Origin of the sequence: Sphingobacterium paludis, from assembly GCF_004364125.1 — a bacterium.
Taxonomy (GTDB): Bacteria; Bacteroidota; Bacteroidia; order Sphingobacteriales; family Sphingobacteriaceae; genus Sphingobacterium; species Sphingobacterium paludis.
Window position 1 is genome coordinate 378,034 of the sequence record NZ_SNZV01000001.1, and the last position, 24,800, is coordinate 402,833.

The window sequence follows — 24,800 nt, forward strand, 5'->3', positions numbered from 1 at the left end:
ATCAAACGATTGTTAAGGCGGTGGTTTTTTTTGCGAAGCCGTAGCAGATCACACCTATCAGGAGCCAGAACAGCTGTCGCGAACGTCGCAAAATGGAAACCGCCAACCAAATGGATGTTGCCTCAATGCCTATCACACCCAAAACAAGTTTGTTTCCCAACTCCTCAACCCCGATCTGTCCCGGAACAAAAGCACCTAAGCTCTTCACGATGATGACGCCCATATCCAGCAAAACGCCATGCATGATTTGTATGTCATAGCCGAGAAAAAGAAGAATGAAAAAAAACTCTAAACTACCTACCACCCAGTGCAACAACGAGAAGAAATACGAAACCCAGAACGCCTTCGGTTGCTGCTGATAAAAGTGTTGCGATTGGTAAACCAGTTTTCGAATCTGCCGATAAATACGCCTTGAGAAAGAACGTTCAGCGTCATCTGTATCTATTTTCAGGGTTTTATGCAGCAGATAGAAAAAAGCACATTTCAAGACAAGGAGTGTGATGACCAAGAGCCCAATAAATTGTTCGAGGTATAATGGCATTGCGTTCGCCGAGTATAAAACCAACCACGCCGCTGCAAACGTGAAGAGGAGCAGTTGAGAAAGTACAATCGTAATTCTAGAGACCACAATAGAAGAGGCTGACTGGGTACGAGCTATAGCGTAGGGTCTCAATAGTTCATCTTTCAACAAATCCCCGCCCACCACGCTTGAGGGATTGTATAAGCCTACCGTCTCGCCAACCTGCCGAACAACAAACAACTGCATCAAACTGATCTTTTTTCGCTCACCGCCCAAACAGATCCACCAGGAGAACGTTGCCAGAAAGTAAGCGATACCGGTGCACAGCAATAGGTAGAAAAAACGAAACCCAATTTTATATAGTTCTTGCCATACCCTATTAAAATCCGTTTGCAGAATAAAGATAGTTAAGGGGACAAGAATGGCAGCGACGAAAAGTGGCTTCAGCCATTTCTTATTTCTTAACAGGCTGTCCATAGCAAGTTAGCGATTGACGATCCAGCCAAGGTTTTAACATCTTCGAAGTAGCGTTCTGCAAGATTTTCCCAATTCAATTGCTGTACCTGCGCTAAAGCAGCATGGCTGATAACCTGGTGAAGCTCGGCATCGCGAAGCAGCAACGATAAGTGAATAAGGTAGTCTTCTGGAGATTTCGGCATGCACGTATAGCCGGTATGGCGATGGCGGATGAGATCTGCGCTGCCGCCACCATCTGCTATAACGCAGGGTAGACCAGAGGCCATGGCTTCGATAACAACATTGCCGTAGGTTTCGGAGGTGGATGTAAAAACAAAAGCATCGCACGATGCGTATAGCTTTGCCAGCTCATTATGTTCAAGTTTTCCAAGAAAATGTGCATTTGGCATTTGCCGTTGCATGTCTTCACGTGCTGCACCATCGCCCGCGATGATCAGGTTGTGTTCCAGGTCTCTACGCTGCAACCGCTGGTAAATTTCAATCAACGTTTGCACATTTTTTTCCCATACCAACCGACTTGCAAATAGGATGTTAGGCTTGTTATTTCCCGTTATCTGCATTACGTAACTTCGGTCTCTTTTGCTGGGATGGAAGAGATTCAGGTCAATACCGCGCTGCCATAGCGTAAGTTTAGCAGGGTCTACGCCGAAGTGCTCCAATTGTCTGATCATTGACTGCGAAGGCACATAAACGCTTTCGCAGCTGTTGTAAAATTTTCGACTGGCCGAAATCATCCAGCGCTCCACCGGTTTAATTAAAGCAGGCATTTTCCGAAAGTAATAGGGGATATAGGATATGAAATTCGTATGGTAGATGCTAATGACCGGTATATTGCGTTGGCGTGCATAGCGCGAGGCAAAGAAACCCAACAGGGAGGGGGTAGCAATGTGGATCACATCAGGCTGAAAGGCATCTAATTCTTGTTTTAGTTGTTCCTTGACAAGCATGGGTATCGCGAGGCAATAGTCTTTGTTCACACCCGTATTGATGGTCGGAATTTTAAACGAGGCGTGCCCTGTGATGTGATCTGGCCCTTTTCCGTACACAAATAGGTAGGAGAAACGCGATCGATCGATTCTGTTAATGATCTGGAACATGGTCCGCGAGGCGCCGTCAAACTCTTCAATCAGTATCTCTGCAAAGAATGCTACTTTTACCATATGATCAGGTTTCGTTATTTCTACGAAAATAGGTGATACATGTTTCCTAAATAAACACTGATTGTTAACGATTTATGAATTTTTTACCCGTCTTTAAATCGATTAAATAATTCCGATATAAAAGATTCATTGTGAATTTACGAAGACATAACATGGGCTCCGTAGCTTTGAAACAGCATCATCAACCGTTTCATTATGGACTTACATGTTGTGTGGCATCACCAAAAAAAATGGATAACAGCAGTTTCTGTTTTCCTTGTTTTTGGTTGGGCAATATACCTCACGAAATTTAATCAAGGTGCTTTCGGCGAGCGTTGGTATCCCCCTTCGGCTATTTCTTTTGCAAATGATGCTACCGAAGGCGAATTAACACTGCTTACCTACAACGTTGCTGGTCTGCCACAGCTGATATCCGCAGCTGAAAGCCCTCGGGCCGCTAGTATGAAAGAGATCGGGCAAAAGATCAATGCATTTGACATTGTGAACGTGCAGGAAGATTTTCACTACCATAACGAGTTGTATTATGCAGGGAATCGGCATACCTACCGAACGAGACATAAAACATCGATCCCCTACGGCGATGGATTAAACACCTTGTCAAAATATCCCATACTGTTTACGAAACGTATCGCGTGGAAAGACTGTCACGGCACAGATTGTCTGGCAGAAAAAGGTTTTTCTGTTGCTCGAATACAATTGGCGAATGATGTTATGGTGGATGTGTACAATGTCCATGCGACATCACAAGACCATGATGCTGCGGCATCTGCCCGGCGGCGCAATATCAAGCAACTTTCCGCATATATCAATGAGCACTCAGCAGGACAAGCATTGCTTGTTATGGGCGACTTCAACGCGCATTACGCCGCAAATTGGGATAATCTGCTCGATTTTACCCAGGCTACCGCGGTACAGGATGTCTGGTTGAGTATGTGGAAGAATGGCATAACGCCCGGGGTACATGAAAACTTCGCTTCTCCGGAAAAACTTGCATTGACAGATACTTGCGAAAGTATCGATAAGATTTTTTTTAGAAGCAGCAACCATATCGAATTTACACCACGCTCGTATAAAATAGAAAAACAGCGATTCTTCAATCGAACCGGACAATCCCTTTCTGATCATTGTGCTGTCTCCTTCACCATGACTTGGAAAAAGAAATCAAACGATTTGCTGTTGAAAAGCCAACTTACAGCTAGTATGCACTAATGCTTCAATTGCTCGCATAGTATTCTGGCGTAGATGGCTACTTGATTGATCAATACGGATTCCTTACATGGGTCATATTGAATTGATGGCATAAGACTTAAGTCTCCCCGGCTTAAGTCTTATGTATTTATTTGAAGAACATGCTCAGGCTCATGTGCCTGTCGGCAGATCGTTTGCGAATAGTTTTCCCCAAATATTGCCTATTATTGTATGATGATATGGGAAAAGGCCAAGCAAGATTTTAAGCGCTATTTACAGTTGGAGCGTAATCTATCAAAGAATTCGGTAGAAGCTTATCTCAATGACGTGCAGAAGCTTGAAGCATATTGTGCCTATGTAAAAAAGAACTTGGAACAGGTCGATAGACGAACCATTCAGCAGTTTTTGGTTTTTATCAATGACTTTAATATCTCTCCTTACACGCAGGCACGCTTACTGTCCGGAATGAAAACCTTTTTTGCCTTCTTGCAGATTGAATACGACTGGCCAACAAATCCCGCAGAGCTGTTGGAATCGCCAAGGTTAAGCAGGAAAATTCCGAGTGTACTTCAAGTCCAGGAAATCGATGCACTGATTGCGGCAATCGATCTGTCTACCCCTGAAGGCACGCGCAATAAAACTATGCTCGAGGTGCTTTACGGATGCGGTTTGCGCGTTTCAGAGCTGGTTGGTTTGAAGATATCGAATCTATACCTCGATGTGGAGTTTATTAAGGTAGAGGGAAAGGGAAATAAAGAAAGGCTTATCCCTATCGGACAGCAAGCCTCGAAGTATCTCGGTATCTATCTCAACGAGGTGAGGCCGCTTACGCCGCCAAAGCCCGGGCATGAAGATGTTGTTTTCCTGAATCGCCGCGGCGCGCAATTAACCCGTGTGATGGTCTTTCTGATCATCAAAGATTTGGCAAAACGTATAGGCCTGACGAAGACCATCAGCCCCCATACTTTTCGGCATTCCTTTGCGTCCCACTTGGTAGAAGGAGGCGCAGATTTACGCGCCGTCCAAGATATGCTGGGACACGAGAGTATCACGACGACGGAGATCTACACGCACATCGACAAAGACTATCTGCAATCCATTATTACGCAATATCACCCGCGCTCTTAAAATCCGAGGTATAACGGAAGTACGATATAATTTGCAATGCTGTTGCATTTGTGTTACCTTTGTCTCACAGATGTTGAAACGAGTACTATTGCACGTATGGCTACTATGTAGTGTCGCAGGCTTATTGTCCGCGAGCGGACTGCAGTATACCCATGACACAACCCACCATGCTTGTGCTTCTCATGCGACCGAGCATCAGGCACTTGCTGATGATTGCGCGCTCTGCTGGTTCGTTTCTCATCAAGTTGTGTTTGGTTTTCGTCTGGATGTAATGCTTCCCGAAGCGCAGGTGTCTAACCGAGACCTGCCCAAAATCAACACATTAGCGCTAGCACTACCGGATAGTGCTCCTTCCAAAAAGAGTAATAAAGACCCTCCTTACTCGGTATAAACCAAAGAAATAAGTTTATATACAACAAAATAAGTAAATACAATACATGCAAAAAACATGGATTGGGCTTTTGCTGTTGCCACTATTTTTGTGGTTGTCTGCAAATGCCCAAGAGGGGTGCGCTATACGCATTCAAGGAACGGTAAAATCCAATCTTGGGAAACCGCTGGCGGATGTTAGCATTCGGCTAGATAAAAACAGGGCCGCCACGACGGATGGGGTTGGGCAATTTTTGTTCAGCAAGATTTGTGCAGGCAACTATCGCTTCGCCGTAACACATCTGGGCTACCATGGACAGGAGGTTTCCTTATCAATCACCAAGGATACGACATTGGTTTTCGAATTACTGGCCGATGCGATACACCTGCAAGATGTCGAAATTATTGGGCAGCAACAGGGCTCACTTTCCAGCAGTGTTCACCGGTTAACCGCGCAGGAGCTTCAGGAAAGCCGAGGGAAAACCTTAGCCGAATCGCTCACGGCCATTTCCGGCGTATCTACTGTGGGTATGGGGAACAGTATTGTGAAGCCTGTGATCAATGGGTTGCATAGTAACCGTATTTTGATTATGAATAACGGCATTCGCCAAGAAGGGCAGCAGTGGGGCGTCGAACATGCGCCTGAGGTTGATCCCTTCCTTGCCGATCGGTTAGAGGTTGTTAAAGGGGCACAGGGTGTTCGTTACGGTGCAGATGCGTTAGGTGGTGTCGTGCTGGTCAAGCCCAAAGCAATCGATACATCAAAGCCTTTCGGTGGCGAAATCGATCTTCAAGGGCGTAGCAACGGTAGAGGAGGTGTTGTGAATGCATCCCTAGAAGGCGCTATCAAGAAAATGCCAGCCCTCGGCTGGCGCTTGCAGGCCTCAGCAAAAAAGCTTGGGGATTATGAAACGCCGCATTATGTCGTTGGAAACACCGGCGTGGAAGAGTTGAACTACAGCGCTGCGGTGGACTATAAACGCGATAAAAATACGTTCGAATTATTTTACAGCCACTTCGGCACGACGCTTGGCATTTTTACCGGGGCGCATATTGGAACGGTTGCTGATATTGAGGCGCGTATTCAAAACGGACGGCCTTTCGAAACCTATGATTTCACCTACAACATCGGAGCACCAAGGCAAAAAGTGTCACACGATTTAGCCAAGGCTAGCTGGAAGCATCGCTTCGATGCGGACCGCAGTATCGACGTGCAATACGGGTACCAACGCAACCATCGGCGTGAATACGATGTGAGACGCGTAGAAGCTGACGATCTGCCCATGGCCGACATGGTGCTTTCCACCCAATCCTTGGATGTGGTCTTGAAAGATGGAAATAGCTCTATTGGTATACAGTCCCTCGTACAGATCAACAACAATACGCCGGGGACCGGCACAACGCCTATTATCCCCAATTTTGATAGCTACAACCTTGGTGTTTTTGGAATACACCAGTTCCATATAGGCCGTTTGCATGCAGAGGCTGGTGCGCGATATGATTTCAAGTATCTCGACGTGGCAGGCTATCGCTACCGGCGTGATGCGGTGAATGAAGATGGAAGCGTGGAGCAATATCTGTTAACCGATACCCGGAAGTTCCACAATGCCTCCGGTACGGTAGGGGTGCTATATCATTTTTCGCCGCAATGGAGTTTGAAGAGCAATATTGGCTTAGCCTGGCGCGCGCCCTCAGCGAATGAGCTGTATAGCGACGGAGTTCATCATGGCAGCGCGACATATGAACTTGGCAATCAAAACCTGCGAAGCGAGAAGGGCTTAAAATGGATGAGCTCGCTGATCCGAAGCAGCAGCCGCATGCAGTTTACGGCAGATGTTTATGCGCAATTGCTTTACGATTACATCTACGCCCAGCCTAATCCAGACTCCGTAAGGCAGACCATTCGGGGTACCTTTCCGCTGTTTGTCTATGAACAGCATGATGCGCTATTCTATGGTGTAGACCTGCGGTTCAGCTATCAATTTGCGAAAGACTTACACTATGATGTGAATGCGTCCCTGCTGCGCGCGCGCAATATATCGCGCGACACCTATTTACCCTATATTCCAGCAGATAGAGTGCAACACGGCATTTCTTGGAACCTATTTGGCGAATCACAGCCCCATAGCTACCTTAAGGTAGCCCACCGTTTCGTAGCACAGCAGCATCGCTACGAACCAAATTCAGACTACGCGGCTCCGCCGCCGGCCTACCATCTGGTAGACTTTGTTGCCGCGAAGCAATTTCAATTGAATACAGCCCATCAGCTCAACCTGTTGCTGGCTGTCGACAATGTATTCAATACCGAATACAAAGATTATATGGACCGTTTGCGGTATTTTACCCACCAAATGGGACGAAACGTTAGTTTAAAAATTTCTTATCATTTCTAAATAATACGATCATGAAAAAAATCAATCTAGTTATTCTTGCCCTCAGTATCCTGTTCTTCGCTCCATCTTGCTCGAAGGACGACCCTACACCTGAAGTCGATCAGGAAGAAGTAGGTACTGCGAAGCTAATATTTACTGAAGTGGAACGCGAAGACCATGGCGATCATGGGCATTATAAGGACATACAAAATCCCGAAGTGGTTACCGTTACGTTCTCCGGTGCGGATATGCTTCCACCGGTGGGCGAACATCTTCACTTAGAGGTGGGAAAAAGCTACCGACTACAGCTTGTCGCGACGGATTTTGCTGGTCGCGAAACGCAGCAGACGTTTGTCGCCCGTGCGGACATCCATCAAGCGTTTATCTTAGGAGCCCCTGCAAACAGCTTGTCTTATACGTATGGCGATGTAGATGCCAACGGTCAAGCCTTAAACGTTGGGGTGACAGGTTATTTAACCGTTAACGCCTTAGCGAATACCTTTACCATGAACTACGTCCTTCGCCATTTAAATGCCGGAGTGAAGTCCAGGATAACCGCTGCCGACTGGAACAATACCGGTTATAACCAGTTTACAGGGGAGAACGATTTGGACCTGAAGGTTAGCGTTCACTTGGTCGCGGAGGGCGATCACGATCACTAAAATACTAGCCTGTAGGCCGTTTGTCAAAACGGTACGCATGGTATGCGAGCAGAAATAATATTTTAGCAAATATCTGTATGAAGTAAAGTAAAAAGTGTTATTTTTGCTCGCAAGTCTTCGTAGTTCAATGGATAGAATTTCAGATTCCGGTTCTGACGATGTGGGTTCGACCCCCGCCGAGGACACGACAAGGGTTTAGCGACAGCTAGACCCTTTTTTATTGGAGATAGGCCGTTCACAGATGGAAGCCATTTTCGTTCGTTATCCAATAAAAAAGGTAGTCCCCCGCGTTGTGGAGACTACCTTTTCGAATTATGTTGTATGGATATTCGTATTAGATATCGCTTGGCATAGGGCTGTCTGTAGACGACTCTGGCGCTTTATCAATCAGTTCCATAAATTGATCCAGTTTAGGCGTGATGATGATTTGTGTACGACGGTTTCTTGCCTTTCCATCAGCCGAGGAATTGTCTGCAACCGGATTGTATTCGCCTCGACCACCGGCGGTCAATCGTTTCGGTTCCACGCCATATTGATTTTGTAGCGCTTGCACCACAGATGATGCACGCAAGGCGCTTAAATCCCAGTTGTTGCGAATATTTGGTTTAGATATAGGATCCGTATCCGTATTACCTTCTATCAACACCTCATAATCTTTGTAATCCTGGATAATTTTAGCAATCTTACTCAACGTTTCACCAGCCTTGTCCGAGATTTCGTAGCTTCCCGATTTGTAGAGCATATTGTCTGATAGTGAAATATAAACGACACCTTTTAACACCTTCACATCGACATCACGCAGCTCTTCACGGCTCAGCGAGCGAGTCAGGTTGTTGGTGAGCACCAGGTTGAGCGAGTCGCTTTTATTTTTCGTATTGACCAGATGCTGGATGTACTTATTGGATGCATTGATTTCATCGACCAATTTCGAAATATTGGCATTGCCTTGACTATTTTGGTTGATACTCATATCAAGTGTTCCCTGTAGTCGACCTAGGGCCTCTTTCAACGATGCGTTGTTTTTGCGCTCATATTCCAATTGGTCTTCCAAATTTTTAATTTTACCTCTGGCTTCGGTCAGATCCATCTGTCCTTTTTGGTATTGCGCCGCAAGATCTTGATGTTGCGTTTGCAGGGCGGTATACTTTTTATTGCTGACGCAGCTGGCTAGAAACAAGCCAGACATCAGCACGCCCATAGTAATTATTCTATTGTTAATCATACGATAGCTTTTTAATAGGAATAAAGTTACAAAAGTGATGCCTAAACAAATTATGCGTAAATATTAATTATTGTTAAAAAATAAAATTTGTAGGATAATTGCTTCGTTTCTAACAGGTTAGTTTCGGTTGGGAAATCTAGGTAAGGCAAAAAAAATGCGCAGCTTTTAAGCTGCGCATTGCGTACATTGTGTAGGCTATATTAGCCCAAATAAGATTTTAAAATTTTACTACGCGATGTGTGACGAAGACGTTGCAGGGCTTTATCCTTGATCTGGCGCACACGTTCTCTGGTCAAGCTAAATTTCTCGCCAATTTCTTCCAAAGACAATTGGTGATTAGTACCTAACCCGAAAAACAAAACAATTATTTCGCGTTCTCGTTCCGTCAGCGTAGCTAACGAGCGTTTGATCTCTTCGGATAGTGACTCATCAATCAATAAACTATCTGTATCTGGATCAGCATTTTCCAAAACATCCAATAAGGTGTTTTCTTCCCCCTGTACAAATGGGGCATCCATGGATACATGTCTCCCTGAATTACTCAACGTATCAGACACCTTGTCTACCGTTGTTTCGAGTATATCCGCTAATTCTTCTGGAGAGGGTTCACGCTCGTATTCTTGCTCTAGTTTTGAAAAGGCTTTGCTGATCTTGCTCAATGAACCCACTTGGTTCAACGGAAGACGTACAATACGAGATTGTTCAGCGATGGCCTGCAAAATAGATTGACGGATCCACCAAACGGCGTATGAAATAAACTTAAAACCCTTTGTTTCGTCGAAACGCTTTGCCGCTTTTATTAAGCCTAAATTGCCCTCGTTAATCAAGTCACCCAAGGTGAGTCCTTGATTTTGGTATTGTTTTGCAACAGAAACAACGAAACGTAAGTTGGTTTTTGTTAATTTCTCCAAAGCTACTTGGTCGCCTTCGCGAATGCGCTGCGCCAGGATAACTTCTTCCTCCGCGGTGATTAAATCCACTTTACCAATCTCGTGCAAATACTTATCAAGCGATTGCGATTCACGATTGGTAATAGATTGTGTAATTTTGAGCTGTCTCATCTAATGTTTAAAAACCTTTCTCTTTGAAATGTTTGCAAAAATAGTAATTTTTTGCGAATTAACCTTCATTTGAGTGTAAATTAATGACTCTGTATGAGGGAGTTAAGAATGGGTAATTGATGCATCTTGTACAGCAAAAATTATTCCAAATCTTGTATCGCTAATGGAATAACGTGGATATTCCAGATTTGTTTTCGCGCATAATTAAAATCATTCATGTTGTAACAGCTTTATTATACAATGTGTTGCGCATTGCGGAGTAAGGCTTTGTTTCGTTTCATAGAACTATTAGTTGCGATCGTTGTTATATCGTTAGCATTTTGAAAAATAAATCGATCAGCTTATGCCTATTAGAATATACCTCGATGACATTATGTCAAAAAAAAAGGTTTCTTTGAACGACCTGAGTCAGAAGGTCGGTATCACCCTATCCAACCTTTCGATCATTAAAAATGAGAAATCAAAAGCCATTCGCCTCAGTACTTTGGATGCGCTATGCAAGGCGTTGAAATGCCAGCCCGGAGATATTATGCAATACGTAGATGATGATGAACAAAGTTAAATTATCCAAGAGGTGGCCAGCGGGCTATTCAAATCGATAGCCCCTCAAAAACTCGTCAACACGCATCTTCTTCTTACCTTCCAGTTGGAGCACGTTCAACCGTAGAGAGCCATCTGCCGTTGCGTATTGCACAAAGGTTTTTCCATCGCTGCTGTACTGACCGGGGCTAAGGTTCGTTTTCCCTGCCTTTTCGACTTCAAATACCTTTAAGCCTTTCCCGTTTAGCTTGGTAAATGCTGTTGGGTAGGGACTCAATCCCCGGATGTGATTGTATACCTGTTCTGTTGTACGGTTCCAGTCAATTTCACAATCTTCTTTGAAAATCTTTGGTGCGGTTTTTAATGGCGTAGCCTCGCTTTCTGTTTGGGGTATAGGCGTTACAGCGTTTGTTTTCAACGCCTGTATGGTTTCCAGCAGTACTTCCGCCCCCGCAACCATGAGCTTATCGTGCAGCACACCGGCGTTATCTGTCTCCGCAATACTTACTTTCTTTGAAAAAAGAATATTACCCGTATCGATTTCCTGTTGCAGCAGAAATGTTGTTACGCCAGACTCCCGTTCGCCGTTCATAATAGCGTGGTTGATCGGCGCGGCACCTCGATACTGGGGTAGCAGGGAAGCATGAACATTGATTGTGCCTTTCGGGGGCATGTTCCATACCGCTTCTGGCAGCATACGAAAGGCGACCACAACCTGCAAATCTGCTTCGTAGGATGCCAGCTCCTCGAGAAAGGATGTGCTTCTTAATTTGTTCGGTTGCAGCACCGGAATATGATGTTCGACTGCATATTTCTTTACGGCAGATTCATGCATTTTCTGTCCGCGCCCCGCTGGTTTATCTTCGCCGGTAACAACGGCAACTACGTCTTCTCCAGCTTCCAATAAAGCCTGTAAAGAAGCCACGGCAAAATCGGGCGTACCCATGAATATAATGCGCATATTTTTATTCTTTTTGTTGTTTTCGTTAGGTGTCGTGAAGTGACAAAAAATGCTAACTTTGCGAAGGTACAAATTATTTTCAGCTTGAATTTTCCCTATTTCCTCGCCAAGCGTATGCTGTTTACCGGCAATCGAACGTTCTCGAAGCTTATCGTGCGGGTCACGATCGGCGCCTTGGCGTTAGCGATATCGGCAATCATTCTTTCTGTCGCGATTTTGAAGGGATTCAAAACGGAGATTATCGAGAAACAACGTGGCTTTTTTGGGGATATTATTATCACGAAAAATGATTTAAATGCCTCGTATGAAAATGCACCTATCACCCTTTCCGAGCACGATATTCAACGCGTAAAAAGTCTGCCCTGGGTGCGCGAGCTTACCCCTTTTGCCACGAAAGCAGGTATTATGAACGTCAAAGGTGAGGTCGAAGGCGTATTGCTAAAGGGTGTGGATAGGACCTACAATCAACAGTACATACAGCATAATATCATCAAGGGCGATACCTTGAACTTTACCGAGAACGCAACGACGCAGCTGCTCATTTCGGAGTACCTGGCCAATCGCTTGTCGCTTGACGTGGGGGATAAATTTATTATGTATTTCGTGCAAGATCCAGTCCGTAAACGACCTTTCAGTATTCGGGGGATATACACCACCCATTCCGAAGAGCTGGATAAAACGTATGTGATTGGCTCATTGGATCTTATCCGGCGACTGAACGATTTGGACGATGCCGATGTAGGAGCCTATCAAATCCGCATCAGTAACTTTGACTCCCTACAGGTTGCCACCCAGCAGATCGCTGATCTGTTACCGATAGAAATGAATGCAACAAATATTGTCGAGCAAATGCCTGATATTTTTAATTGGTTAAACATGCTGGATATGAACGATAACATCATTTTTGTATTGATGATGTTAGTTGCCATCATCAATATGGTGTCTTCCCTGCTCATCAGTATCTTGGAACGATCGGCGATGATCGGAGTCCTTAAGGCACTAGGCTACGTGAATACAGGCATCCGGCAAGTGTTTTTATATGGTTCTATGTATTTAATAGGCCTAGGGTTGTTCATCGGTAATGGCATTGCACTGCTGTTGTATATCTTCCAGACACAAACGCATTTCTTCGCGTTGGATCCGGCCACCTACTATATCGAATACGTGCCCATGCAGATTCATTGGTATCAGGTTGTGGGGCTAAATATCGCCGTCGCGGTGATTGGACTGCTGGCCCTTTTTATACCGGCGATGCTTATCAGTAGGATATCACCGATAAAGACTATACAATTCAAATAATAAGCTGTTATTCCCTTCTTTTGGCCCGATTTTTCTGCAAGCCGAACTACGGCCCGCATTAGGAAATCGGGCAAATAATTGTTAATTTAAGCTCAGTTTTTTTAAGACTCTTTATAACATAGTACATGGATAAATTTTTTGACCATATTTCGCACGTATTCTCCACGCCCATAACCAACCCGGTTCTCGTATTCACGATTATCCTGACGATTATATTGCTGTCGCCCATTATCCTTCGTCCGATCAAGGTGCCAGGGATAATTGGGCTGATCCTGTTCGGTGTACTATTCGGTCCACATGGCCTCAACTGGCTGGCCAAAATCGATAAGGTAACCCTGCAGGGCAATGGGGTCGATGCTATTGATCTCTTTTCGACAATAGGCTTGCTGTATATTATGTTTATAGCAGGCCTGGAACTGGATATGAACGAGTTCAAAAAAACAAAAAATAAAAGCCTGCTATTCGGCTTTCTTACCTTTATCATTCCGATAAGTATAGGTTTTCCGGTTTGCTATTACTTTTTAGGTTATGAATTATTGCCCAGCATATTAATTGCAAGTATGTTTGCTACGCATACCTTGGTTTCTTATCCTATCGTAAACAGTTACGGTATATCCAAGAATGAGGCGGTCGCCATTACGATCGGTGGTACCATTTTGACCGATACAGCCGTTTTGATTATATTGGCCATTATCACGGGCGCCGCTCAGGGGGAGATCAATCAACAATTTTGGGTTACGCTGGGTGTATCTTTCGCGCTGTTTCTTTTTATTATGTTTGGCGTTATCCCGCGGATTGCGAAGTGGTTTTTCCAAAAAATAGAAAGTGAGAAAACGGCGCATTATATCTTTGTGCTGGCGGTTGTTTTCTTCGCGGCGTTTCTTGCGGAACTTGCCGGTCTAGAGCCTATCATTGGGGCGTTCGTGGCCGGTCTTGCGCTCAATAAACTTATTCCGCATTCATCAGCCTTAATGAATAGGATTGAATTTATCGGGAATGCTATATTCATTCCTTTTTTCCTAATCTCGGTAGGCATGATCGTCGACGTTAGCGTCCTGACGAAAGGGCCTATGGCACTGATTATCGCGGGCACGCTTACTTTAGTCGCCGTTACGGGTAAGTTCTTGGCGGCAACGGCCACGAAATTCGTTTTCAAGTATTCCAAGAATCAACGTAACCTTATTTTTGGGCTGAGCAATGCCCATGCTGCGGCTACGCTTGCCATCATCATGGTGGGGTATGATAAAGAGATCATCGATGAGAATGTGCTGAACGGCACAATCGTGCTTATCTTAATTACCTGTATTATTGCTTCCATCGTCACGGAAAATGCTTCACGCCGAATAGTCATGGAGGGACATCAAGATGATGAACATATTGAAACCGTGCCTGAGCGTGAAGAGCAGATTCTTATTCCGATAGCGAATTTGGCCAGTATGGAGCCCATATTAGACTTTGCGACATTGATAAAATCGAAGAAGTCGCCACATCCGTTGAATATTCTCAGCGTGGTGCCCGATAATGAACAAGCAGAGCTTAATTTGGCCAATGCGCGTAAAAATCTGGACAATATGGCCAAGTATGCGTCTGGATCCGAAACTGAGGTGGAGCTTTTAACAACCATCGATTATAACATTGCAAGTGGTATTGGTCGCACCTCGAAAGAACTTTTTGCGGACTGCTTAATTTTGGGTTGGCCAAGTGCGACATCATTCATCGAAAAAATCGTAGGTGAAAAAACGGAAAGCATCCTTAACCGTACGGATGCGAACCTATTTATGTGCAAGCTTGATAAATCATTCGTTTCCCATAAATCAATCATTGTTTTTGTTCCGCCGCTGGCCGAATCGGAGGTAGGTTTTGAATATTGGTTAGAAAAGGTGTTGAAACTGGCACAGGAAACTTCGCTGCCCCTTACCTGTGTTACAAACAACAGGACAGAAGGCGCCGTAAGCGAGGCCTTGACCGCCGCCAATACAAGCGTTCCGTATACTTTTGAAAATTATGAAGATTGGGACAACATCTATGGCTTAGCGGCGTTCTCTACGGTAGATGCCCTGTTGGTTTTTGTATCATCGCGTTATGGCGAGGTATCCTATCGCGATTCCTTGGATGGACTTGCTAAGCGCATAGGGCGATACTTTAAGAATCAAAACCTGCTGTTAATTTTTCCGAGCAGGCGTGAGAACCAACACATCGACGAGTATGAGGACGTGCAAACAGCGCCTATTTTCCGCAAGATAAGTCGTGAAATAGGCAACATGTTTAACAAAGACAAATAGAAAAAGCGTATGGCAGATAAGATAGCGATGAATCCGGACGGAACACTACATGTTCCGGATAATCCTACTATTCCATTTATAATAGGTGACGGTATTGGTCCAGATATTTGGCGGGCAGCAGTTCGCGTTTTTGATCGGGCGGTCGAGAAGTATTACGGTGCGGCTCGAAAAATTACCTGGAAGGAGGTGCTTGCCGGCGAGAAAGCCTTCCAAGAGACAGGTAATTGGCTCCCTCCGGAAACATTGGAAGCGTTTAGGGCATACCTTGTGGGCATCAAAGGACCGTTGACCACACCGATCGGTGGCGGAATTCGCTCGTTGAATGTTGCCCTCCGAAAGGAATTGGATCTATATGTTTGCCTACGACCCACAACGTGGTATCCCGGCACACCTTCCCCCGTGAAGCATCCAGAGGATGTCGATATGGTTATTTTCAGGGAAAATACCGAAGATATTTATGCGGGCATCGAGTTTGCCGCGGGCTCTATACAGGCAGATAAGATCCAGGCGTTTATGGCCGGTGAGCTTAACGTAAATTACGGATTTTCGGATACCACAGGTGTAGGGATCAAGCTCGTGTCGGAAGAAGGATCAAAGCGTTTGGTGCGTGCCGCCATACAGTATGCCATCACACACAAAAGGCCGTCCGTTGCGATCGTGCATAAAGGTAATATCATGAAATTTACCGAGGGCGCGTTTAAGCAATGGGGCTTCGAAGTAGCGGAAGAGGAATTTGCGAACACTACCTATACCTGGGGGCAATGGGAACGTACGAAACAAGCGAAAGGTCAGGAGGCCGCGAATGAAGAGCAGCGGGAAGCCGAGCAGGCTGGCAAAATTATTGTGAAAGATATCATTGCTGACAATTTTCTGCAGCAGATTCTCTTAGCACCGAAAGACTATGCGGTTGTGGCGACGTTAAACCTTAACGGAGACTATATTTCTGATGCACTGGCTGCTATGGTGGGTGGCATTGGCATTGCGCCCGGCGCAAACATCAATTACCGCACTGGCCACGCGATCTTCGAGGCTACCCATGGCACAGCGCCGCGTTTCGCCGACACCGATAGCATGAATCCGTCATCCGTCATTTTAAGCGGCGTCATGATGCTCGAATATCTAGGATGGCAGGAGGCCGCAGACGGCATCCGGCAGGCACTTGCCGAAACAATCAAACAACGCACCGTGACGGTCGACTTTTTCAATCTGATGGAGCACGCTACACTGTTGCGTACCAGCCAGTTTGCCGATGCCATTATTGAAAAGTTTTAAAAGAAATTGGTAAAGAATAAAGATTTCACATGCCGCTAGAGAGCCTGCCCGCATTTGTGCGCAACACGACTATATTATCGGATGAAGACCGTTTTAAGTTGGCATCGGTAGATAAATTGCCTGAGGAAGAAGCGGTGGATGCCGTACGCAGCCTGCCTGAAATTCGAGACCTGTTGCAGGCTTTTATTGGCGACGAAAGTACACGAAATACCCATCTGCAATTAAAAGCGAAGAGCTATCTCGATCAAAATGATCCGATTATGGCTTGGAAGGTGTTGTTGCTTTAAAAAGTAAAAAGTAAAAAGTAAAAATTCAAAAGTAAAAATTCAAAAGTTAAAAGGGTGAAAAGTTAAAATTGAGAAATAAGACTGTACACGGTACTAAATCTATATATTACTTACTGATATCTAACTTCATTACGCACCAGCAATTAAGTCCATCCCACCACCTTTCCGTCCTTAGCCAGGACATGGCGTTCCTTTTGTAGGGCAAAAGGAACCAAAACCCCGTCGCTTGAAACCTTTGCAAGGGATGGATTATGCATTGGCAAATTTCTACAAACTGCAAAGCTTTCGATGCGACATTTTGGTTAATAATAGGCATTGCAATTATTTGATCTTGATATTATCCTTGATTGTTATCAGCAGTACAGTAACGTATTACATTTTCTATCTCACTACCCACCACCAATATATTACCGCCCACATCGATCTTACGTACTATGTACTATCTACTAAAGTCTAATTCGCACTACCCACCACTTACTACCTATCCGTAGACTCCCTAGCTAGCAAAAGCGGTTCAAGGATGACGGGTTCAATGTTGTTCTTATCAGCTGTATTGCTTTCAATAATCTTTAAAAACATCTTTGCGCATTCCTTACCCATCTTGATCGCCTGTTGGTCTATCGTTGACAAACTTGGGATGATATGTTCCGAGAAATTCTGGTTGGCAAAACCTATTACGCCGACGGTCGGCGGCGTAATCTTGTTTTCATGTAAAGCCCTGATGATGCCCAGCGCCACATAGTCGTCACCACCGATAATAGCATCCGGTTTGTCTCGCAGCTTGAGCAAAGTCTGCGTACCCTCGTAACCACCTTCGACAGTTAATTCGCCAAATAACGAATAAGCCTGATTGATGGGACGCTTTGCCTCTTCCAATGCTCGTAGATAGCCTTCGTAACGCTCCTTAAATATTTTTATGCCGTGTTTGGTAGTGATGTAAGCAATATTTTTGTAACCCTTATCTAATAGGTGTTTGGTAACAATATAGCCCGCTTGCTCATCGTCAATCTTAACCGTCGGCGTGTGCTGCAGGTCGTCGTGGGTACGATCGAATATAATCAAGGGTTTGCCTTCTTCTTTTACTTTCAGAAAATGCGAAACCTCTTGCGTTTCCAAAGACATTGACGCAATAATTCCATCTACTTGGGCCTCCAAAAGGGTACTTATGCCGTTTTTTTCAGACTCCAACGATTCATTGGTTTGGTATAGGAGAATACTGTAACCAAAGGATTTTAGGTATTTCTCCAAAGCGTGGATAACTGATGCAAAAAATTGAATCTGCGCGCTTGGCAGGAGTACGCCGATGATATAGGTCTTTCCGGAGGTGAGGGAGGACGCCACCTTGTTTGGTCTATAGTTCAGCCGCTTAGCCGTCTCCATCACCGCATTGCGCGTGCTTTCACTAATGGTAGATATATTGTTTAATGCTCTGGATACGGTTGATACGGTAATGTTCAATTCCCGTGCGATATCATAAATCGTGGTTTTCTTTGCCAAAATACAATGTGTTTAGGAAATATATTTTGTAAATATAAAATTTTATAAATAATTTTATGCAAGCGGTTGCAATTAAGCCAATTCAAATATGTTATTACTAGGAATAGATTTAGGGACTTCGTCAATCAAGGTTTCCATCGTTGACGTACAAACGACCAAGCGGATCATTTCTGCCCAATATCCGGAGGCAGAGGCAGCTATCCTGTCAGCACAGCCGGGTTGGGCCGAGCAGGATCCGAATACATGGTGGGCCTACACAAAATTGGCCATAAAAAAGGCGAACGATAGCGGGCTATATGATCCGAAGGATATCCAGGCCATTGGGATAGCCTATCAGATGCATGGTTTAGTGGTTGTGGATAAGGCGCATCAGCCTTTGCGGAATGCCATTATCTGGTGTGACAGCCGAGCTGTAGCCACGGGGGATCGGGCCATGCTCGCGCTGCAACAGGATGACTTTTTAGCTTCACATCTCAATTCTCCGGGAAACTTCACCGCCTCTAAACTGGCTTGGGTAAAGGAAAACGAACCAGCCGTTTATGAGAAAATCTACAAGTTTATGCTGCCCGGCGATTACCTCAGCATGTGCCTCACGGGGGAGATCAATAGCAATATAAGTTCTATATCGGAAGGTGTACTCTGGAATTTTGAGACCAACAGCTTGTCGACGGCCTTGCTTAACCACTATGGTATCGACGCCAGTTTAGTCCCGGAACTACGCCCTGTCTTTTCCGCCTACGGCCGTTTGAAGCCCGAAGTAGCGGATGAACTTGGCTTAGCTAGACAAGCTCAAGTGAGCTATAAAGCGGGAGATCAGCCTAATAACGCCTTGTCTTTGAATGTGTTTGAGCCTGGCGAGGTCGCCGCAACAGCGGGCACATCGGGCGTTATCTATGCCGTAACCGATAAGCTGCTCTATGATAAAGAATCACGTGTAAATACTTTTGCGCATGTTAATCATAGCACGGAAAACCCCAACTTAGGCGTGTTGCTATGTATCAATGGCACCGGCATTCAAAATAGCTGGATCAAAAAGCTGACCGGCGCCGCTTATGACTATCATCAAATCAATCAGCATGCTGCTACCGTTCCAATCGGATCTGATGGTCTGCAGATCTTGCCCTTTGGCAATGGTGCAGAACGCATGTTAAAGAACAAAATTTTACAGGCACATATCGAGCATATTGATTTTGTGCGGCATGAAGGCCCGCACTTATGGCGCGCGGCGCAAGAAGGGATCGCTTTTGCTTTCCGCTATGGTTTGGATATCTTGAAGGAAAATGGGTTGGCACCGCAGGTGATTAAGGCAGGGCATACCAATCTTTTTTTAAGTTCAGTGTTTCAGCAATCATTCGCCGGGGCGACGGGCGTGCCAGTCGAGCTTTATGAAAACGATGGGAGTGTAGGCGCTGCATTGGGTGCGGGCCTAGGCGCCGATCTTTACGCGAACAGGGGAGAAGCCTTCTCTGGCCTACAGCGGCTTGCCACGGTGGATCCTCAAGAGGTGAACCGCTACGAAGAGCTCTATCAGCAATGGAAGCAATTATTAGAACGTAAACTATTAAATGTATTATAATGGAAATTTTATTAGGCAATCAAGAGTATTTTAAACATGTCGGGCAGATCAAGTATGAAGGACCTGAGTCAGACAATCCTTTAGCCTTTCGCTGGTACGATGCTTCACGCGTTGTTGCTGGAAAGACGATGGCAGAACATTTTAAGTTTGCCTGTGCATACTGGCATTCGTTCAATGCAAATGGTGCTGACCCTTTTGGTGGCGCAACGCATTTCTTTTCCTGGGATCGCAAACCAACGATTATGGAGCGGGCCAAAGATAAAATGGATGCAGCGTTTGAGTTTATGACTAAAATGCAATTGCCGTATTATTGCTTTCACGATGTTGATTTGGTAGATTTTACAGATAATATTGAGGAAAACGAGCGCAATCTGAGCGATATCGTTAGTTATGCCAAAGAGAAGCAGGCAAAAAGCGGCGTGAAATTACTGTGGGGTACGGCGAATCTTTTCAGCCATCATCGTTATATGAACGGCGCTTCTACCAATCCAGATTTCCACGTCTTGGCACATGGTGCAGCCCAGGTGAAAGCGGCGTTGGATGCGACGATAGCATTGGGTGGCGAGAATTATGTATTCTGGGGAGGTCGCGAAGGCTATATGTCGCTGCTTAATACCAATATGAAACGCGAACAAGAGCACCTAGCACGCTTTCTGCATCTTTCAAAAGACTATGCCCGTAAAAATGGCTTTCAAGGTACGTTCTTCATCGAGCCAAAACCCTGCGAGCCTACAAAACACCAGTATGATTATGATGCCGCGACGGTCATCGGCTTTTTACAAAAATACGATCTGTTAAACGACTTCAAACTGAACTTGGAAGTAAACCATGCTACACTGGCCGGCCACACCTTCCAGCATGAGCTGCAAGTAGCGGCGGATGCCGGACTGCTCGGATCGATCGATGCAAATCGTGGAGACTACCAAAACGGCTGGGATACGGATCAATTCCCGACCGATTTAAACGAGCTTGCCGAGTCGCTTTTGATCATCTTGGAAGCCGGTGGACTTCAAGGCGGCGGGGTTAACTTCGACGCTAAAATACGGAGAAACTCCACGGATCCGGCAGATTTATTTTACGCGCACATCGGGGGTATGGATAATTTCGCACGCGCGCTGGTTATCGCTGATAATATCTTGCAAAAGTCTGATTACAAGAAGATTCGTGCTGATCGCTATGCGAGTTTCGATGCTGGTGCAGGTGCTGATTTTGAAGCCGGAAAGCTAAGTCTCGAAGAGCTACGTAACTACGCAGTACAGCATGGCGAGCCCGCTATCATCAGTGGCAAACAGGAGTATCTAGAAAATTTAATCAATAGATATATCTAAATTTGAGATCTTTTGTTACCTTAGTGACATTGATCAAATAAACCGTATGAACAATATACTATCTACCAAAGATTACTTGGTTTTTCTCGTCTACTTCGTTATCGTTGCTGCCTATGGTATCTGGGTGTATAACAAAAAAAGATCTCGGGTTATTGGGGGCGATTCTAAAGATTACTTTTTAGCCGAAGGTTCCTTGACTTGGTGGGCGATTGGAGCGTCTTTAATAGCATCCAATATTTCCGCAGAGCAGTTCATCGGTATGAGTGGCTCGGGGTTTAAAATGGGGCTGGCTATTGCCACCTACGAGTGGATGGCCGCCATCACCTTAATTATTGTCGCTGTATTTTTTATTCCCGTGTATCTGAAGAATAAAATCTTCACGATGCCGCAGTTTCTGAACAAGCGGTACAATGGCACGGTAGCGATGATTATGGCGGTGTTTTGGTTAATGCTTTACGTCGTCGTCAATTTAACGTCCATTTTGTATTTAGGAGCGCTGGCGGTAAGTAGTATCTCCGGGTTTAGCATTGACGTTTGTATGTATGCCATTGCGGTGTTTGCCGTGATTATCACCCTTGGAGGGATGAAAGTGATCGGCTATACGGATGTTATACAGGTTTTCTTTTTAATTCTGGGCGGTTTAGCGACAACCTATCTGGCGCTCGATCTGGTTTCTCAGCATTATGGTGGCGAAGGCGTTATCAATGGCTATGGTATCATGGTCAACAAAGCTTCCGAACATTTTCATATGATCCTAAAAACTGATAATGAAAGCTATTTGGATCTTCCGGGTCTCTCCGTATTAATAGGCGGTATGTGGATTGTAAACCTAAATTACTGGGGATGTAATCAATACATTACCCAACGGGCCTTGGGAGCAGATTTGAAAACGGCTCGCAATGGACTGCTGTTCGCCGCATTCTTAAAGCTATTAATGCCGATAATCGTGGTGTTACCGGGTATTGCTGCCTACGTGCTATGGAAAGATGGTTTGTTTCAGGCGGAAATGTTGCAGGGCGGGGAAGTAAACCCTGACCGCGCGTATCCGGTGCTGCTTAACTTGCTACCGGCGGGGTTGAAAGGCCTGTCATTCGCCGCTTTAACGGCAGCAGTAGTGGCATCTCTAGCCGGAAAAGCCAATAGTATTGCCACTATATTTTCACTAGATATTTACCAAAAGGTCTTTAATAAGACTGCTAGTGAGCGCCAGTTGGTCAATACGGGCAAGCTAACTATTATCGTATCCATGATTTTGGCTGTGTTGATTGCACCCCATTTGGGCATCGATAAAAAAGGTGGGTTTCAGTATATCCAAGAGTATACCGGATTTGTGTCACCAGGTATTTTTGCGATGTTCATTCTCGGTTTCTTTTGGAAGAAAGCAACACCCAATGCAGCGTTATTTGCAACTATTGGCGGCTTCTTATTGTCTGTGTTCTTTAAATTCCTGCCGACCTTTGCAGATTTATCATTCTTAAGCTCAACCGGATTTTCAGTGCTGAGCCCCGTCAGCGGTCTTTATGAAATTCCATTCTTAGATCGTATGGGCTTTGTATTCGTGATTTGTATTTTGGGTATGTACATCATCAGTGTGGTAGAAAATGCAAGAGGTGTGGTACCTAAGGGACTCGAAGTGGATGCCAAAATGTTCAAAGCACACCCGGGTTTCGTTGCTGGGGCGTTAGCTGTAGCGGTGGCAACAGCTGTATTGTATGCGATCTATTGGTAATAGTAAACTAGTAATGAGATAAAATAAAAAGAGTTTGCCAGACCGCTGGCAAACTCTTTTTATTTTATCCAATTTTGACGGAGGTCATGGTTAAGGCGCCTGCGATAGGACTATCGTTAAATAAGATAATATCTTCCTTTTCATCTTGCAGCGCCAAACTGTATAATAGTGGCAAATAATGTTCTGGTGTCGGAATGGCTAAATCAAATGCGCGGCCTTGTCTTTTGAAATTAATGAGGGCCTCGTGGTTGCGGTCTTTAATAAATCCTTTCATGGCTTCATTGGCTTCTATAGCCCAATCGTAGCCGTAGCTTTCATGCAGATGCTTCCATGATACCATACGTAAATTGTGCACCATATTGCCGCTACCAATGATAAGCACCCCCTTACTCCGGAGCTTCGTCAATTCTTTGGCCAGCGCATAGTGATAGCTTGCTGGCTGCGTGTAATCAATACTCATTTGTATTACAGGTATGTTGGCCTGCGGATATAGATGTTTCACAACCGACCAAGCACCATGGTCAAGCCCCCACTTATGATCTAGTTGTACTGTCGTACTCGTCACAAGGGCTTTTGTCGCTTGGGCAAGTTCAGGACTTCCAGGAGCTGGATAGTGTACGTCAAAAAGTGTCTGCGGAAATCCCCCAAAATCATGTATGGTGTTGGGGTGCTCCATAGCCGTGACAAAAGTACCTCGCGTTTCCCAATGTGCAGAAATCACTAAAATGGCACTAGGCTTCTCCATTTCTCGGCCCAAACGACGGAACTCGTCCACAAATTCGTTTTCCTCAATCGCATTCATCGGACTGCCATGGCCTAGGAAAAGCACGGGCATTTTTTCGGTATTGTTTGCTTCATCCAAAAAGCGATTAAGCGCATTCAGCTTAACGGATTGCGCGATTGGAGGTCGTATCGTAGTTTGTGTACTAAAATCTTTTGTTGACATGGTTTCTATCCTTTCTTGTCTTACACAACAAAAGTCCACAATTCGCAGGGCAGGCGGTATGATGAATCGGAAAAAAGGTAGTGCTATTAGGATAAAAGCCGTTTAATCTCCTTCCGAAATGCCGTTGGGGTTTGGCCAGATTTCTTTTTAAAAATATGGGAGAAATGTGCCTTATCTGTGTAGCCAAGCTCATAACCAATAGTGGCAACTGGCTTGTCACTTGTCATCAATAAATTTTTTGCCTCAATAAGCTTTCGCGTCTCGATTATTTCTGAAACAGATTGCTGCATGATACGATGACAGATGAGGTTCAGATTCCGTGCGCTCATAAACAGTTTTTCTGCATAGTAGTTGACGCCCTCAGGACGCCTGAAATTCTCCTCCAAAATAGAGAGGAAATTTTGGAACGTAATATTTTGGTTGCTGATCAGCGCGTCTGTTTCCGGCATTTGCTTTTTGCGCTCCGATTCAATCATAACGAAGAGGGCGCTCAATAAACTTTTGACAATGCCAAGATCGGGATTCACTTGTTTCATTTCGCTATCCATAAGCTCACAAAGTGTCAGTAAGCGGTCGAAGCATCTGTTCTGCTGCATGGGGATGTTTGCGTTGTTATGGTAGGCCGCATAAAGAGTAAACGTTGTTTCTGGGATAAACTCGCTCCTGAATCGAATAACCCAAAAGTCACATTCGCCATCCACGGCAAGTGGCTGAATGCGATGCATCTTTCCCTTGGCAACGAATATTGCAAAAGGGGTGGAGTATGTAGCTGATTCATAATCAATGAAATGCGTTGCCTCGCCTCGGATTCCAATGATAAGCTCTTCGAAATCATGATGGTGTATGTTGTTTGTCGAAGGATCGATATGAACAACATCCTTCAGCTCAATCCTGTAAATTTTGAATAGGTCAGTCATGTGTTTT

General features: G+C 45.0%; 21 protein-coding genes and 1 tRNA gene. 14 read left to right on the forward strand and 8 right to left on the reverse strand.

Annotation, left to right across the window (positions count from 1 at the left end; genetic code table 11):
- Position 1: 1 nt before the first annotated feature.
- Both B0I21_RS01585 and B0I21_RS01590 read right to left on the reverse strand, forming a co-directional pair.
- Positions 2–997, reverse strand: coding sequence for a lysylphosphatidylglycerol synthase transmembrane domain-containing protein (locus B0I21_RS01585; protein WP_133638583.1), 996 nt, complete (start codon positions 995–997; stop codon positions 2–4).
- On the reverse strand, positions 982–2,157 hold the full coding sequence (locus tag B0I21_RS01590; protein ID WP_133638584.1) for a glycosyltransferase family 4 protein: 1,176 nt from the start codon (positions 2,155–2,157) through the stop codon (positions 982–984). Before B0I21_RS01590 ends, B0I21_RS01585 begins: the two co-directional genes overlap by 16 nt.
- A 195-nt stretch (positions 2,158–2,352) precedes the next feature.
- Between B0I21_RS01590 and B0I21_RS01595 the strand changes: the two genes are divergently transcribed.
- The 6 genes from B0I21_RS01595 (at position 2,353) to B0I21_RS01620 (ending at position 8,061) form a co-directional block, all read left to right on the forward strand.
- Positions 2,353–3,366, forward strand: coding sequence for an endonuclease/exonuclease/phosphatase family protein (locus B0I21_RS01595; protein ID WP_133638585.1), 1,014 nt, complete (start codon positions 2,353–2,355; stop codon positions 3,364–3,366).
- A gap of 213 nt (positions 3,367–3,579) precedes the next feature.
- Entirely contained in the window at positions 3,580–4,473 is an 894-nt protein-coding gene (gene xerD, locus B0I21_RS01600) for a site-specific tyrosine recombinase XerD (RefSeq protein ID WP_133638981.1), read from the forward strand.
- Between the two features lie 70 nt (positions 4,474–4,543).
- Positions 4,544–4,864, forward strand: coding sequence for a hypothetical protein (locus B0I21_RS01605; RefSeq protein ID WP_133638586.1), 321 nt, complete (start codon positions 4,544–4,546; stop codon positions 4,862–4,864).
- 46 nt (positions 4,865–4,910) lie between these two features.
- Positions 4,911–7,235 (forward strand): TonB-dependent receptor, encoded by a 2,325-nt coding sequence (locus B0I21_RS01610; RefSeq protein WP_133638587.1) that lies wholly within the window; start codon positions 4,911–4,913, stop codon positions 7,233–7,235.
- Between the two features lie 11 nt (positions 7,236–7,246).
- Positions 7,247–7,876, forward strand: coding sequence for an SRPBCC family protein (locus B0I21_RS01615; protein ID WP_133638588.1), 630 nt, complete (start codon positions 7,247–7,249; stop codon positions 7,874–7,876).
- Positions 7,877–7,989: 113 nt separating this feature from the next.
- A tRNA-Arg gene (locus B0I21_RS01620) sits at positions 7,990–8,061 on the forward strand.
- A 149-nt stretch (positions 8,062–8,210) separates the two neighbouring features.
- On the opposite strand, the gene B0I21_RS01625 is transcribed toward B0I21_RS01620, so the two are convergent.
- Positions 8,211–9,098: an OmpA/MotB family protein gene (locus B0I21_RS01625; RefSeq protein ID WP_133638589.1), complete on the reverse strand. Its 888-nt coding sequence runs from the start codon at positions 9,096–9,098 to the stop codon at positions 8,211–8,213.
- A 200-nt stretch (positions 9,099–9,298) separates the two neighbouring features.
- Positions 9,299–10,159, reverse strand: coding sequence for a sigma-70 family RNA polymerase sigma factor (locus B0I21_RS01630; RefSeq protein ID WP_037494269.1), 861 nt, complete (start codon positions 10,157–10,159; stop codon positions 9,299–9,301).
- A 343-nt stretch (positions 10,160–10,502) separates the two neighbouring features.
- Here B0I21_RS01630 and B0I21_RS01635 point away from each other — a divergent pair, with 343 nt between their 5' ends.
- Positions 10,503–10,721 (forward strand): helix-turn-helix domain-containing protein, encoded by a 219-nt coding sequence (locus B0I21_RS01635; RefSeq protein WP_133638590.1) that lies wholly within the window; start codon positions 10,503–10,505, stop codon positions 10,719–10,721.
- Positions 10,722–10,745: 24 nt separating this feature from the next.
- Here the strand turns inward: B0I21_RS01635 and fmt are convergent, their stop codons facing one another.
- Positions 10,746–11,660, reverse strand: a complete 915-nt coding sequence (gene fmt / locus B0I21_RS01640; RefSeq protein WP_133638591.1) for a methionyl-tRNA formyltransferase — start codon at positions 11,658–11,660, stop codon at positions 10,746–10,748.
- A 39-nt stretch (positions 11,661–11,699) separates the two neighbouring features.
- Between fmt and B0I21_RS01645 the strand changes: the two genes are divergently transcribed.
- The 4 genes from B0I21_RS01645 to B0I21_RS01660 all read left to right on the forward strand — a co-directional run bounded on the left by B0I21_RS01645 (position 11,700) and on the right by B0I21_RS01660 (position 16,800).
- Complete coding sequence (locus B0I21_RS01645) at positions 11,700–12,959, forward strand: ABC transporter permease (RefSeq protein ID WP_243835913.1); 1,260 nt, start codon at positions 11,700–11,702, stop codon at positions 12,957–12,959.
- 125 nt (positions 12,960–13,084) lie between these two features.
- Positions 13,085–15,241, forward strand: coding sequence for a cation:proton antiporter (locus B0I21_RS01650; protein WP_133638592.1), 2,157 nt, complete (start codon positions 13,085–13,087; stop codon positions 15,239–15,241).
- Positions 15,242–15,250: 9 nt separating this feature from the next.
- A complete protein-coding gene (gene icd / locus B0I21_RS01655; protein WP_133638593.1) occupies positions 15,251–16,513 on the forward strand; it encodes an NADP-dependent isocitrate dehydrogenase in 1,263 nt (420 codons plus the stop codon).
- Between the two features lie 29 nt (positions 16,514–16,542).
- Positions 16,543–16,800 carry a hypothetical protein gene (locus B0I21_RS01660; protein ID WP_133638594.1) on the forward strand — a complete coding sequence of 86 codons (258 nt, stop codon included), beginning with the start codon at positions 16,543–16,545 and terminating at the stop codon, positions 16,798–16,800.
- Positions 16,801–17,277: 477 nt separating this feature from the next.
- Here B0I21_RS01660 and B0I21_RS01665 read toward each other — a convergent pair whose 3' ends face one another.
- Positions 17,278–18,297, reverse strand: coding sequence for a LacI family DNA-binding transcriptional regulator (locus B0I21_RS01665; RefSeq protein ID WP_133638595.1), 1,020 nt, complete (start codon positions 18,295–18,297; stop codon positions 17,278–17,280).
- Between the two features lie 88 nt (positions 18,298–18,385).
- Between B0I21_RS01665 and B0I21_RS01670 the strand changes: the two genes are divergently transcribed.
- From B0I21_RS01670 to B0I21_RS01680, 3 genes are read left to right on the forward strand one after another with little or no spacing between them, the layout of a single operon-like run.
- Positions 18,386–19,873, forward strand: a complete 1,488-nt coding sequence (locus B0I21_RS01670; protein WP_133638596.1) for a xylulokinase — start codon at positions 18,386–18,388, stop codon at positions 19,871–19,873.
- Positions 19,873–21,201, forward strand: a complete 1,329-nt coding sequence (xylA, locus tag B0I21_RS01675) for a xylose isomerase (protein ID WP_133638597.1) — start codon at positions 19,873–19,875, stop codon at positions 21,199–21,201. Before B0I21_RS01670 ends, xylA begins: the two co-directional genes overlap by 1 nt.
- A gap of 46 nt (positions 21,202–21,247) precedes the next feature.
- Entirely contained in the window at positions 21,248–22,930 is a 1,683-nt protein-coding gene (locus B0I21_RS01680; protein WP_133638598.1) for a sodium:solute symporter family transporter, read from the forward strand.
- 64 nt (positions 22,931–22,994) lie between these two features.
- Here the strand turns inward: B0I21_RS01680 and ygiD are convergent, their stop codons facing one another.
- Together ygiD and B0I21_RS01690 are read right to left on the reverse strand one after the other, a co-directional pair.
- Positions 22,995–23,876 carry a 4,5-DOPA-extradiol-dioxygenase gene (gene ygiD / locus B0I21_RS01685; protein ID WP_133638599.1) on the reverse strand — a complete coding sequence of 294 codons (882 nt, stop codon included), beginning with the start codon at positions 23,874–23,876 and terminating at the stop codon, positions 22,995–22,997.
- An 86-nt stretch (positions 23,877–23,962) separates the two neighbouring features.
- Entirely contained in the window at positions 23,963–24,793 is an 831-nt protein-coding gene (locus B0I21_RS01690) for an AraC family transcriptional regulator (protein ID WP_133638600.1), read from the reverse strand.
- Between the last annotated feature and the right edge of the window lie 7 nt (positions 24,794–24,800).

Excerpts from the sequence above, each read along its gene's own strand:
- B0I21_RS01585 (WP_133638583.1), bottom strand. The coding sequence starts at position 997 with ATGGACAGCCTGTTAAGAAATAAGAAATGGCTGAAGCCACTTTTCGTC.
- B0I21_RS01590 (WP_133638584.1), bottom strand. The coding sequence starts at position 2,157 with ATGGTAAAAGTAGCATTCTTTGCAGAGATACTGATTGAAGAGTTTGAC.
- B0I21_RS01595 (WP_133638585.1), top strand. The coding sequence starts at position 2,353 with ATGGACTTACATGTTGTGTGGCATCACCAAAAAAAATGGATAACAGCA.
- xerD (WP_133638981.1), top strand. The coding sequence starts at position 3,580 with ATGATATGGGAAAAGGCCAAGCAAGATTTTAAGCGCTATTTACAGTTG.
- B0I21_RS01605 (WP_133638586.1), top strand. The coding sequence starts at position 4,544 with ATGTTGAAACGAGTACTATTGCACGTATGGCTACTATGTAGTGTCGCA.
- B0I21_RS01610 (WP_133638587.1), top strand. The coding sequence starts at position 4,911 with ATGCAAAAAACATGGATTGGGCTTTTGCTGTTGCCACTATTTTTGTGG.
- B0I21_RS01615 (WP_133638588.1), top strand. The coding sequence starts at position 7,247 with ATGAAAAAAATCAATCTAGTTATTCTTGCCCTCAGTATCCTGTTCTTC.
- B0I21_RS01625 (WP_133638589.1), bottom strand. The coding sequence starts at position 9,098 with ATGATTAACAATAGAATAATTACTATGGGCGTGCTGATGTCTGGCTTG.
- B0I21_RS01630 (WP_037494269.1), bottom strand. The coding sequence starts at position 10,159 with ATGAGACAGCTCAAAATTACACAATCTATTACCAATCGTGAATCGCAA.
- B0I21_RS01635 (WP_133638590.1), top strand. The coding sequence starts at position 10,503 with ATGCCTATTAGAATATACCTCGATGACATTATGTCAAAAAAAAAGGTT.
- fmt (WP_133638591.1), bottom strand. The coding sequence starts at position 11,660 with ATGCGCATTATATTCATGGGTACGCCCGATTTTGCCGTGGCTTCTTTA.
- B0I21_RS01650 (WP_133638592.1), top strand. The coding sequence starts at position 13,085 with ATGGATAAATTTTTTGACCATATTTCGCACGTATTCTCCACGCCCATA.
- icd (WP_133638593.1), top strand. The coding sequence starts at position 15,251 with ATGGCAGATAAGATAGCGATGAATCCGGACGGAACACTACATGTTCCG.
- B0I21_RS01660 (WP_133638594.1), top strand. The coding sequence starts at position 16,543 with ATGCCGCTAGAGAGCCTGCCCGCATTTGTGCGCAACACGACTATATTA.
- B0I21_RS01670 (WP_133638596.1), top strand. The coding sequence starts at position 18,386 with ATGTTATTACTAGGAATAGATTTAGGGACTTCGTCAATCAAGGTTTCC.
- xylA (WP_133638597.1), top strand. The coding sequence starts at position 19,873 with ATGGAAATTTTATTAGGCAATCAAGAGTATTTTAAACATGTCGGGCAG.
- B0I21_RS01680 (WP_133638598.1), top strand. The coding sequence starts at position 21,248 with ATGAACAATATACTATCTACCAAAGATTACTTGGTTTTTCTCGTCTAC.
- ygiD (WP_133638599.1), bottom strand. The coding sequence starts at position 23,876 with ATGTCAACAAAAGATTTTAGTACACAAACTACGATACGACCTCCAATC.
- B0I21_RS01690 (WP_133638600.1), bottom strand. The coding sequence starts at position 24,793 with ATGACTGACCTATTCAAAATTTACAGGATTGAGCTGAAGGATGTTGTT.